The organism is Francisella uliginis (assembly GCF_001895265.1).
In the GTDB taxonomy this organism is placed as follows: Bacteria; Pseudomonadota; Gammaproteobacteria; order Francisellales; family Francisellaceae; genus Francisella; species Francisella uliginis.
Genome location: NZ_CP016796.1, coordinates 536,588 through 548,852, shown reverse-complemented (window position 1 = coordinate 548,852; position 12,265 = coordinate 536,588). Strand labels below are relative to the sequence as shown.

Sequence of the window (12,265 nt, the reverse complement as noted above, 5' to 3'; positions counted from 1 at the left end):
AATTCATCCGTTGCTTAAGGAGCCAAAAGATGTTCAATAAGATTTACGAAATAGCGAAAAAATCAACACCTAAAATTTCAAAGACTGAGCAAACAGCCCTTAATGCAGGTGAGAATTGGTTTGAGCAAGATTTATTCCAAGGAAAACCAGACTTCAATAAACTTCATAGTCTTAAAAAATTTGAATTATCTGCCGAAGAAAGATCTTTTCTAGATAATGAAACTACTGAACTTTGTGCCATGATTGATGATTGGAAAATTAATTATGAAGATAAGGATTTAACAGTAGAAGCCTGGGACTTTATCCGCAAAAAAGGATTTTTAGGCTTAGTGATTGGTAAAGAGTATGGTGGCAAAGGCTTCTCTGCAGCAGCCCACTCAGAAGTTGTAATGAAACTAGCTACAAAAAGTGTCACTGCAGCAATCACTGTAATGGTCCCAAATTCTTTAGGCCCTGGCGAGCTTTTAGTTCATTATGGTACAGATCATCAAAAAGATTATTATCTACCTCGATTAGCTTCTGGTGAGGAGATACCTTGCTTTGCATTAACAGGGCCTACTGCAGGATCTGATGCAACATCTTTACCAGATAAAGGTGTTGTCTGCTACGAACAATATAACGGTGAAAAAACTCTTGGAATTAAACTTAAAAACATCAATAAACGCTATATTACTTTAGCTCCTATTGCAACACTTGTAGGCTTAGCATTTCAGTTGCAAGATCCTGATGGATTATTAGGTGATACTGGCTCAGAAGGTATTACATGTGCGCTACTTCCTCATGATCATAAAGGTTTAGAGATAGGTAAACGAGGCTTCCCTTTAGGCCAAGCATTTATGAATGGTTATATAAAAGCCACGGATGTTTTTATACCTATGGATTGGGTTATAGGCGGACAAAAAATGGCTGGAGAAGGTTGGCGTATGTTAGTCGAATGCTTATCAATAGGTAGAGCAATATCACTACCGGCATGCGGTACAGCAAATACTTTAATGTCTACTGTTATTACATCAGCATATGCAAGCGTTCGTGAGCAGTTTAAAGTTCCAATTGCACAGTTTGAAGGTGTTCAAGAGAAACTAGCTCAAACAGCTGGTCTTGCATATATAGCTAATGCGACTCGCCAATTTACAGTAGCTGCTGTAGATAGTGGCATTCGCCCCTCTGTTGCTTCTGCAATTGCAAAATATCATTTAACTGAAATGGGACGCACAACAATTAACAACTCAATGGATGTTCATGGTGGTCGCGCAATTATTATGGGGCCAAATAACTATCTTGCTATTCCATATATGGCTACACCGATTGGAATCACTGTTGAAGGTGCAAATATTATGACACGCAACTTGATGATATTCGGTCAAGGAGCTATGAAATGCCACCCATATATACGCAAAGAAATAGAAAGTCTAATGAATGATGATGAAGCAAGTTTTACTAGTAACTTTAAGAGTCACTTTAAATATATGGCTCTTAATGGTTCTCGTACTTTATGGTACGGTCTAAGCGGAGGCTTTACAGCCACTAGTTATAGTTCAAAATTCAAACGCTACTATAGATATATTTCTCATATGAGTACTGCATATTCTTATGTTAATGATATATCAGTTACTGTTCTAGGGGCTGGTATAAAACGTAAAGAAAGATTATCAGCACGTCTTGGCGATATTATGAGCTATCTATATATGGCTTGTGCTGTTCTAAAATACTATAAAGATGCTGGTGAACCTATGAGTGATGATATTTTTGTTGATTGGAGTATTCAGCATTGCTTATACCAAACCCAACAAGCAATGTTAGATCTATTCAGAAATTTCCCAAATAGAATATTTGGTACAAAAATGAAACTCTTTGTGTTCCCTTATGGTAAGAAATTCAGAAGACCCTCAGATAAGCTTGAAGCACAAATATGCAAAGCCTTAAGCACAAACTGTGAAACCAGAGAAGCTATGAAAGCTTACTGCTATGTACCAAATAATGATAATGATCCAACTGGTAGAGTTGAAAATGCATACTTAGCGGCTCTAAAAGTCACAAACATTAAGAAAAAAATTATCGATGCTATTAAAGCTGAAAAGTTACCTAAAGCGAACTGGTCAGAATGTCTTGAAGAAGCTTCGGAAAATAAGATCATATCTGAAGAAGAGGCTCAAAATGCTAAAGAGATGTTAACTAAGATTAATAATATCATCCAAACAGATGAGTTTGATGACTATGCACTAGGTCCTAAAAATGCTCACCCAGAATGGCAAACTAAAGGAGAAATTTAGATAAAAATACTCTGTTAAATGTTTTATACAAAAAATCGATAGTGATATCGACCTCAAGGAGGAAAAATGACTGAGTTAGAAAAAAAATTTGAAGAAATGCTTGTAGCTGTCCGCGATGCAACTATTGATTTCAAACCAGATAATAGCCAAAAACTAAAATTATATGCTTTCTACAAACAAGTTAAAGAAGGCGATAATAACACAAAAAAACCTTCGGCACTAAAGATGGTTGAGAAAGCTAAATGGATGGCTTGGGATGCTATTAAAGGTATGTCAAAAGAAGATGCCATGCGCGGCTATTTGAAGGTTTTTGGTGATGAATATCTTCCTGACAGCGAAAATAATAGTTCTCAATCAAATATTGCAAAAAAACTAGAACCTGTAGATCGTAAACCACAGCGTCAAGATATCGATAAAATAGCAGTACTTGGTGCTGGAACAATGGGAGCTCAAATAGCTGCTCACTTTGCAAACGCAAGATTTCCAGTTGTTCTTTTTGACCTAAAATCACAAGATGGGCAACCAAATAAGATCATAGAAGACTCGTTACAAAAGCTCACAAAACTTAATCCCGCGCCTTTTGGTTCAAAAGAATCAATTAAATACATTACTCCAGCCAACTATGAGGATAATCTAGAGCTACTTCAAGACTGTGATTTAGTCATTGAAGCTGTTGCTGAGCGTTTGGATATAAAAGAGAGTTTATATACAAATATTGCAAGTCATTTAAAAGAAAATTCTATATTAGCATCTAACACATCTGGACTAAGTATCACAACACTTGCAGAAGTTCTACCTGAAAATTTAAAAGTGAATTTCTGTGGTGTACACTTTTTTAACCCTCCTAGATATATGCCGTTAGTTGAGTTAATTCCTCATAAAGATACTAATCTTGAAATTATTGATAAATTGGAAACTTTCTTAGTAGAAAAACTTGGTAAAAGCATAATAAGAGCAAAAGATACACCAAACTTTATAGCTAACCGCTTAGGTGTGTTTTCTATGCTTGTAACTTGTCACTATACTGAGAAAATGAATATCCCATTAGAAATAGTTGATGAGCTTACAGGTAAAAAGTTAGGACGCGCTAAAAGTGCTACCTATAGAACTGCTGACTTGGTTGGACTAGATGTATTATCACATGTAGTAGAAACAATGAAAGATAACCTAGAAGATGACTGGCAGGATTTATATAAGACTCCTAGTTGGATCCAAAACCTTATTGATAACGGCTCTCTTGGGCAAAAAACCAAAAAAGGGTTATATATAAAAGAGTCTGATGGTATTAAAGTGCTCGACTTAGATTCTAAAGAATATCGCCCTTCTGATAAAAAAGCAGACAAAGAAGTATCAGAAATTTTATCTGAAAAAGATTGGGGCAATAAACTTGAGGGCTTACGTAATAGTAATAACACCCAAGCTCAATTTATTTGGGCAACATTTAGAGAAATGTTCCTATATGCGGCTCATCTTGTTGGAGATATCTCAAACTTTCCCAAAGATATGGATCTAGCAATTCGTTGGGGATTTGGCTGGAAACAGGGAATCTTTGAAATCTGGCAATTAGCTGGTTGGCACAAAGTATCTAAATGGTTAAAAGAAGATATTTCCGCAGGTAAAGCTCTATCACAAAACAAACTTCCTGACTGGGTAAATGATTTAGATATTGGTGTCTATAAAAATAACAAAGAGTTTAGTTTTAATGATAAAGAACTTATATCTCGCGATAAATTAAACGTCTATGCTAGACAACTTTTCGCAGATACTGTTATTGAACATACAAGTGAAGTTAATACTGAAACACTCTATGAAAATGATGGTGTCAAACTATGGCAAATAGATGACTATAAAGGTATCGGCATATTATCATTTAAGAGTAAAATGTGCTCTATTGGCGATGATGTACTAGATGGCATTTCTGAAGCTATAAATTACGCTGAAGAAAACTTAGATGGCATGGTTATATGGCAACAACAAGATATCTTCTCAGTTGGCGCAAATCTAGAAGAGTTTGGTATCAAATTTACAATGAATGGTGAAGCTGCAATTGAAGAAGTTATTCGTAAAGGCCATCAAATCATCACCCAAAAACTTCGTTATAGCAAGATACCTGTGGTTGCAGCTGTCAAGGGATTTGCCTTTGGTGGTGGTTGTGAAACTATCTTGCATTGTGATGCTGCAGTTGCTGCACATGAAAGTTATATTGGTCTAGTTGAGGCAGGTGTAGGGATTATACCTGGTTGGGGAGGCTCAAAAGAAATGGCTCTGCGAGCTTCTAAAGCTCAAGATCCATGGAAAGACTTTGAAAAACGCTATAAGAATTTAGCTTTAGCACAAGTAGCTAAAAGTAGTTATGAAGCCAAAGAAATGGGCTTCTTACGCGAAAGTGATACTATCGTTATGAATAGCAAAGAGATACTTAGCGTTGCTCTTAAAAAAGCTCAACTACTAGCATTTGGTCAATATCAACCTCCTCTTAAACAGAAAATCAAAATATTTGGTGAGACTGGTATCGCAACAGTCAAAGCCTTGCTTGTAAATATGCGTGATGGTAATCAAATATCTGAACATGATTATAAAATTGCAGTAAATCTTGCAGATACAATGTGTGGCGGAGAGATTGAAAAAGATACTGAAGTTTCAGAAGACTGGATCCTTGAAAGAGAGCTTATAAACTTCAAAGAACTTGCTATGTCTGAAAAAACTGAAGCTAGAATGAAACATATGCTAGAAACAGGCAAACCACTAAGAAACTAAGGGAGTACTGTCATGAGTGAAAATGTATATATAGTCGCTGCAAAACGCTCTGCGGTTACAAAAGGTAAAAAAGGTGGTTTTGCAAAAAAACGTCCTGATGAACTACTAGCAGATGTATTGAGAAAGACTGTTACGGAGTCAAATATTAATCCTAATGATATCGATGATATAGTCGTTGGCTGTGCTATGCCAGAGGCTGAACAAGGCCTAAATGTTGCTAGAATATCATCTCTTCTAGCTGGTTTACCAAATACTGTTCCAGCTTTTACTATTAACCGTTACTGTAGCTCTGGGCTACAATCAATCGCCATTGCAGCAAATGAGATTGCTCAAGGTAATATGGATGTGGCTATAGGTGCTGGTATAGAAAGCATGAGTATGATTCCTTTTGGTGGTAATAAAATGTCTTTTAGTAAGGAGATCTTTGAAAAAGATGAAAATGTTGCCATAGCTTACGGTATGGGTATCACCGCAGAAAATGTTGCTAAAGACTGGAATATATCTCGTCAAGATCAAGATGCTTTTGCTCTTAACAGTCACAAAAAAGCTGTTCATGCTATTGAAAATGGCTACTTTAAAGATGAAATACTACCAATAAATGTTGATCATCGTAAACCAGATGAGCAAAGTGGCGAAATCATCAATCATAAAAAGACTATAGCTACTGATGAAGGTGCGCGTAAAAATACATCTACCGAAGCTTTAGCTAAGTTAAAGCCTGCTTTTGCAAATGGTGGTTCTGTTACCGCTGGTAATAGCTCACAAGTATCAGATGGAGCTGGTGCTGTAATTCTTGTAAGTGAGAAATATCTTAAAGAACATAATCTAAAACCTTTAGGCAAGTTTTTAGGCTTCTCAGTAGCTGGTGTTGATCCACGTATTATGGGTATAGGCCCTGTTGCTGCCGTACCTAAAATACTTAAACAAACAAACCTAACAATCGATGATATTGATTGGATCGAGCTAAATGAAGCTTTTGCAGCACAATCACTAGCTGTAATACATGATCTTAAACTTAATCCAGAAAAAGTTAATCCTTGCGGGGGAGCTATTGCCTTAGGTCACCCTCTTGGTGCTACTGGTACAATATTAACCGTTAAAGCACTACACGGACTAAGACGTACTGGTAAAAAATATGCTATGATTACAATGTGTATTGGTACTGGAATGGGCGCAGCTGGAATTATTGAAGCTTGCTAGAAATTTTCACAACCTTCTCTAGTAATAAATATTTTTTAAGCTAAACTACAAACACAAACTTATAAAAAATAATATATTTTAAAACTGCTGATTTAATCTGTAGTCATTCCCGCACAGGCGGGAATCTCTCAAATAGCTAAGAGATCCCCGTGTCAAGCACGAGGATGACGATGATTTTTATGGTATCCTTTTACTTATAGAGTTGGAATATGATTAAATTAATAGTCTTTTAAATATATCTACGTAATTTGAATAGGTATGAAAAATGATAAATTTAGATAACCACGAACCAATTGACTTCCCTTGGGATTTTACTTGTTTTAGTAATACAAAAAGGAACCCTTTAGGGATTAAACTTCCGCTATATCATATTGGCGAGCATATGTATACTAAGTTTAAATGCTTACCTAACCATGTAGGTTGGGATAATGTTATTCATGGAGGCATTATTGCTTTAATATGCGATGATATTCTTGGTAAGCATGTTTTAAGTGTTAGTAAATCCTTTTGCATGACTCGTAACCTAAATATTAAATATCTTAAGCCAACTTATAGCAAGATCTCTCATATTTTTAAAACTAGTATTATTAGAAAAGGTCGTACAACAGTTTGGATAAAAGTTGATATTTATAATGAAAAAGGTGATCTATGTGCTTATGCAGATGCTGATTTTGCTCTTTTAGAAGAACATCATGCAAAGCAAAAAGATATAGCTAGTTATAAACTCGATGATCTAATAGCTCACTTAAAATAACTTATCTAAAGAAGCTCTTTATTTGTCATTTCTGGCAAAAATTTATAAACCACTACTATAAATACAACTATGCAAACTCCCATAAAATATAGTATAGGTGCATAACCATAATCATTGATAAGATCTAAAAAGCTTGAAATAAACATACTCTCAATTAATGCCTTAGAAACAAGAGCAATAGATATACCTGTTGCTCTTATATGTACAGGTAAAACCTCTGATAAAACTAACCATATACAAACACCAGGACCAACTGCTCCACCAAACACAACAATCACAAGCATTAATAATGCCACATTATCAGAGCTACAAGTTATAAAGAAAACAGTCGCAAATATTGATAGGAAAGATATAATTAACCCTCCTATAATAAGTTTTCTTCTACCAATAACATCAACCAAGAACAAACCAACTACAGTAGCTATTAGGTTAACCAAAGTCATAGCTGAGCCATAGTAAGTTGGATCACAGCTAGAGCAATTCGTAAGCTGACCAAAAATAGTCGGACCATAGCTAATAAATACATTGATACCAACAAATCCATTTAAAATAGCCATCAAACTAATTAATGCTATAGAAAGATAATATTTTTGCTTAATAACAATCTTTATAAACTCGATAAATCCTATTTTATTTTTTTCCTTCAATGATAATTGAATTTTTAAATCTAGTTGCTCACCTATATTCAATGCCTGATTATTTCTTCCTTTTAAAACAAGCCATGATGGTGAAAATGGTGCTAAGAGACTAACTATAAATAAAGCTACTGAAAATGGAATAGCACAACCAAAAATAAACCTCCAACCAAAATCATTAACAAATATACTAGCAAATAAATTAGCTAAAAATATCCCTGAAACTAATGATAGCTGGAATATTGCCATAGCCCTACCTCTAAATCTTGCAATACTTGTTTCAGAAATATATACAGGAACTACTGTTAGTAAAAAACCAACTGAAACCCCTTGTAAAAGTCTTGATAGCATAAGAGTTACAAAAGTATTTGAAAGCATCATCAGTACCATCGATATGGTAAATAGAAATGCTCCAAAAGCTATAACATTTTTTCTACTCAAAAAATCCATTAATGGACCAGATATTAACTTTGATAGCAAAGCTCCAAAAAAGACTATTCCTGCTATCTGTGATAACTGACTGAAATTTAGCAATAGCTCATTTTTAATAACTGGTAGAGTTCCGGATATAACTCCTATATCAAACCCAGAGCAAATTCCCGTAAGAACAATTAAACTAATCACTAATTTTTGATATCTTGTTACTAGCATTACTAAACCCTTATTAAATATCCATAAACCTGGACTATAACCTTATAAGCTCTACTGAATTTGTAATAAAACTTCGTAATTACTAAATACGTTAGCTTGAAACGATATGTATAAAAAATAAAAATATATAGAAAATATACTAGATAAAGATAGTTATTACTAGAAATTAGATCTAAAAAGTACGTATGAGGTAATATTAAAATTATTTTGAATATTAAGATTTTAAAGCTTTGTAGATTAAGTCTTTAGCTTCTAAACGTTGTTTTTTAAGATTTTCTAATTCAGAATCTTGAAACTTACCAGTACTTTCCAGATTAAATATTTTCTTATCTAATTCTTCATAATGCTTCATTTGCTTACTGATATGATGATCTTCTTTAATATTATGAATTTGATCTTTAAGTTCAGGGAACTCTTTTACTAATGGATGATGTTCTAACATGATTATTTCCTTAATTTTACTAGTGTATTAAGATATCATTTATATAACTATAAAATCAATCTTTTATTAAATATTACGAATTTGTTCTAAACTTTGTTCAAAAAGTATTTTCCCATCTTCATAATATGTTTTTAGCTGACTTTGAGGATGATACTTTCCCAAAGCATAATTTTCATCTAATTTAATTGTCTTGTAATTACCATTTTCATCTTTTATAAGATCTAGACGACCCTCTTTTGATTTTTTAGATAAATCAGTAACAGGTTCTTTCTTAACTCCAGAAATAGTATCCGCTCTTCTAATAGCAGAACATTTAATCGCAAATTTAAAACTATCTCTATTAATAGAAGATTCAAAATTTCCTTGCAACAATGCTCCACCCATACCAAATGCAATATTTTCAGCTGAAAAACCATTTTCTTTCATAGCATTTAAGATCTTTTTGGCTAAGCTAATACTCACACCATCACCTTGAATTAAAGCTACTTTTTCTAACACTTTATAGCCTTTTGAATTAGTTATGCTTCCATATGCCTTCTCAAGCTCTTTTAATGCGTAGATAATATTATCCACAGCATCACCAGAATCAGGACGAATAACTAAGTTGGCTTTTTTCGCTTTAACCTTCTCTTTTAGATCAATCCAAGTTTGAATAGCTTTTTTAAAATCCCAGCTATCAGAAACACAAGCATATAAAACACTGTTATCGCCAAATTGTTCTATCATATTTTCAAAAGCTTGTCGCTCACATTCTGATCCAACACCCCAACTAGTTATTGTTGAATGCTCGCTTGCAGGAATTGAAAAGCCAGCAACATCTTCATTATAGTATTTTTTACAAAAATGTAGTGTTGCTAAAGTATCTGTCCCTAAGAAATTAGTTAAATGAGCAGCTCCGCCAATTGCAGCAGACTCTTCTGAGGAAACTCCACGATAGCCAAAGTCATGCAACATAAATCCAAGCTTATCAAGACTATCAGCTGTTTCTAACAGATACTCTTTAATAACTTTTTTAATATTAAAACTAATAGTTGCTACTGTTGTTGGGTACCATACTTTTAAAAATAGAGTTTCTAATATGCCAGGTAACCAAGGCAGTTCAGGATCTGTACTTTCAATAGTCATTAAAACATTTTTAAATGGTACCATACTTCCTTCAGCTACAGCTCTAATCCTAACTGGTAAAAAACCATTATGCTTTTCAACTATTCTCTCAAAGCCTGATCTATAGAATGTCAGACCATGAGCTTTTATAATGCTCTCAGCTTCATCAATCATCTGATATGTTATCGGTTTAGAGAGATATTCTTTTATATAGTACTGTAAACCAAAAAATCGCGTGTGGGCTCCTAAATTAGGATTTGCTGCACCGCGACTTTCTAAATAAAAATGAAGATAATTAGTATCATCCGGGTATTGAAAAGGATGAGAATGTTTATAACTATCTGTCATCAAAAGAATATTACTATCACAATTCATTAGGATGATAAATTTATAGAGACTTAATAAATATTAATATTAACAGAACTTTTATATATAAACTATTTTTGAGGAAGATTTTTTACACTACTCTCAATTAACCTAAGTAGTTTTGTCATATAATTTAGAGATACTTTAGTCTTGTCAATTAGAGGATTATACTCAGCAACCTCAAAACACACTAAACTATGGAAATTAATTTTTTCAATCGTCTTATAAAATACTTGAGGATCTATACCATTCTCAACAGGTGTTCCCACTGCATCAAGATTAGTTGGGTCTAATCCATCTAGATCAAAACTAATACCGACATTACCTTCTGTTGCTCTCTCTAGACGTTCAAACTCTTGTAAAAATAAATCTTCAAAATTTCTATCAGTCAAATCTGACTGATAATAAACTTTAACTCCTAACTTTTCTAAAAGTTCTCTTTCGGGTTGCTCATATGAACGAATCCCAAAAAATACGATATTTTCAGGCTTTAATTTAGGGTTTTTGTTAAGAATACTGGTTAACTCTTCATAACCATAACCTAAAAGATGAGCAACTGGCATACCATGAATATTTCCTGTATCAGAAGTATCTGGTCTATGGCTATCCATATGAGCATCTATCCATATAAGTCCCATATCTTTCTTTTGATCTTTCAAGTAATCATAAACTCCACTCCATGTCGCGATTGCACATGAATGATCACCACCAAGAGCCAAAGGAAACTTGCCTTCATTAAGGGTTTCTGATACTTTTTTAGCAATATTAGTAAAGTATCTACTCATAGTTTCTACTTCTGTTCTACCGCCAATATAATTAAAAATCTGAGCATCTATTCTTCTATCTTTAAGCTCATTTAAAAGAGTATAAGGAGCTCTACCACATCCTATCTCTCTACCTGCATTACCAATTCCAATACCAATAGCTTCTACTTTTTTCATAAAAATCTCCTATAAAAATCAAAACTTATAATGCAGAAAACAAATTTTTTGGATCTTTTATTGGTGGAACCATATCCATTTGACTACCTATATCATATTTTTCAGCTAAATCTAGAGTTAAGCGTAAAGCTGAAAAATCCTCTACTGCAAAACCAACTGAATCATAAATAGTGATCTCATCATCACTCTCACGGCCTTTCTTCTTACCTGTCAAAATTTCCCATACTTCTGCATGTAAAACTTTTTCAACTTCTTGAGGAGATAAGTTTTGTATTTCACCTTCAATCATAGATTGTTCTTTATATTCAACAACTACCTTACCTCTAAAAAGAATACTCATATCTAATTCAGTCTTACCAGGACAATCTCCTCCTAGACCACTAATATGTACACCTTCTTTCACCCAATCATTTTCAATAACAACTGCATGAAGTTTACAAGCTGTACAAACAACTATAATGTCAGCATCTTGACAAGCCTCTTTCGCACTATCGCATGCTATAAATTCAAGATCTACATCTTTCATATTATTAGCATATTTTTTCATAGCCTCAGAATCTGTATCATAGTATTTAACTGTTTCTATCGGACGTATTAACTTATGAGCTAAAGTTTGAAATTCACTTTGTGCACCTGTTCCTATTAATGCCATAGTTTTACTATCTTTGCGAGCTAAGTAATCTGTTGCCATAACAGTAGCTGCCGCTGTTCTTAACGCAGTAAGAACCGTCATTTCAGATATTAACAAAGGATAACCATATTTAATTTCATTCAATTGGCCTGTCGCTACAACAGTCTGTTTACCATCAAAAGGGTTTGCTGGATGACCGTTAACACACTTATAAGTGAAAAGCTTATTATCAGCTGTTGGCATAAGCTCTAAAACTCCGCCTGGCACATGTGCTGCATACCTTGGAGACTTATCAAATTCACTCCATCTAACAAAATCTTCTTTTGTATAATTCACAAGATCTTTTATAAAATTATTAAACCCATGTTTCTCAACTATTCTAGCCATATCTTGGACTGATAAAATTCTCATATTTTCTCCAAAAATATTTTATTTAATGTAATACTTAAATTTTAGAAAGTTTAAATTGTAAAGCAATAGGATATTATACTTATTCAGTAAAATAGTCTAATAT

9 protein-coding genes are annotated in these 12,265 nt (G+C 33.7%); 4 read left to right on the top strand and 5 right to left on the bottom strand.

The features are described from left to right. Positions 1-5: 5 nt before the first annotated feature. The 4 genes from F7310_RS02790 to F7310_RS02775 all read left to right on the top strand — a co-directional run bounded on the left by F7310_RS02790 (position 6) and on the right by F7310_RS02775 (position 6,981). Positions 6-2,270, top strand: coding sequence for an acyl-CoA dehydrogenase (locus F7310_RS02790; RefSeq protein WP_257786358.1), 2,265 nt, complete (start codon positions 6-8; stop codon positions 2,268-2,270). Positions 2,271-2,336: 66 nt separating this feature from the next. Then, positions 2,337-5,027, top strand: coding sequence for an acyl-CoA-binding protein (locus F7310_RS02785; protein WP_072711592.1), 2,691 nt, complete (start codon positions 2,337-2,339; stop codon positions 5,025-5,027). Positions 5,028-5,039: 12 nt separating this feature from the next. Then, the gene (locus F7310_RS02780; protein WP_072711588.1) at positions 5,040-6,227 is read left to right on the top strand and encodes an acetyl-CoA C-acyltransferase; all 1,188 of its coding nucleotides are present in this window, start codon (positions 5,040-5,042) and stop codon (positions 6,225-6,227) included. A 265-nt stretch (positions 6,228-6,492) separates the two neighbouring features. Continuing rightward, on the top strand, positions 6,493-6,981 hold the full coding sequence (locus F7310_RS02775; RefSeq protein ID WP_072711586.1) for a PaaI family thioesterase: 489 nt from the start codon (positions 6,493-6,495) through the stop codon (positions 6,979-6,981). 5 nt (positions 6,982-6,986) lie between these two features. On the opposite strand, the gene F7310_RS02770 is transcribed toward F7310_RS02775, so the two are convergent. The 5 genes from F7310_RS02770 to F7310_RS02750 all read right to left on the bottom strand — a co-directional run bounded on the left by F7310_RS02770 (position 6,987) and on the right by F7310_RS02750 (position 12,162). Further along, complete coding sequence (locus F7310_RS02770) at positions 6,987-8,267, bottom strand: MFS transporter (RefSeq protein ID WP_072711585.1); 1,281 nt, start codon at positions 8,265-8,267, stop codon at positions 6,987-6,989. Positions 8,268-8,481: 214 nt separating this feature from the next. Continuing rightward, on the bottom strand, positions 8,482-8,709 hold the full coding sequence (locus F7310_RS02765) for an HP1242/YdcH family protein (protein ID WP_072711584.1): 228 nt from the start codon (positions 8,707-8,709) through the stop codon (positions 8,482-8,484). Between the two features lie 66 nt (positions 8,710-8,775). Continuing rightward, positions 8,776-10,188 carry a nicotinate phosphoribosyltransferase gene (locus F7310_RS02760; RefSeq protein ID WP_072711582.1) on the bottom strand — a complete coding sequence of 471 codons (1,413 nt, stop codon included), beginning with the start codon at positions 10,186-10,188 and terminating at the stop codon, positions 8,776-8,778. A 62-nt stretch (positions 10,189-10,250) separates the two neighbouring features. Further along, entirely contained in the window at positions 10,251-11,120 is an 870-nt protein-coding gene (locus F7310_RS02755) for an arginase (RefSeq protein WP_072711580.1), read from the bottom strand. Between the two features lie 25 nt (positions 11,121-11,145). Continuing rightward, complete coding sequence (locus F7310_RS02750) at positions 11,146-12,162, bottom strand: ornithine cyclodeaminase (RefSeq protein WP_072711577.1); 1,017 nt, start codon at positions 12,160-12,162, stop codon at positions 11,146-11,148. Between the last annotated feature and the right edge of the window lie 103 nt (positions 12,163-12,265).

What these genes read in the sequence shown, in the direction of transcription:
- F7310_RS02785 (WP_072711592.1), top strand. Translation starts at nt 2,337, where the DNA reads ATGACTGAGTTAGAAAAAAAATTTGAAGAAATGCTTGTAGCTGTCCGC.
- F7310_RS02780 (WP_072711588.1), top strand. Translation starts at nt 5,040, where the DNA reads ATGAGTGAAAATGTATATATAGTCGCTGCAAAACGCTCTGCGGTTACA.
- F7310_RS02775 (WP_072711586.1), top strand. Translation starts at nt 6,493, where the DNA reads ATGATAAATTTAGATAACCACGAACCAATTGACTTCCCTTGGGATTTT.
- F7310_RS02770 (WP_072711585.1), bottom strand. Translation starts at nt 8,267, where the DNA reads ATGCTAGTAACAAGATATCAAAAATTAGTGATTAGTTTAATTGTTCTT.
- F7310_RS02765 (WP_072711584.1), bottom strand. Translation starts at nt 8,709, where the DNA reads ATGTTAGAACATCATCCATTAGTAAAAGAGTTCCCTGAACTTAAAGAT.
- F7310_RS02760 (WP_072711582.1), bottom strand. Translation starts at nt 10,188, where the DNA reads ATGAATTGTGATAGTAATATTCTTTTGATGACAGATAGTTATAAACAT.
- F7310_RS02755 (WP_072711580.1), bottom strand. Translation starts at nt 11,120, where the DNA reads ATGAAAAAAGTAGAAGCTATTGGTATTGGAATTGGTAATGCAGGTAGA.
- F7310_RS02750 (WP_072711577.1), bottom strand. Translation starts at nt 12,162, where the DNA reads ATGAGAATTTTATCAGTCCAAGATATGGCTAGAATAGTTGAGAAACAT.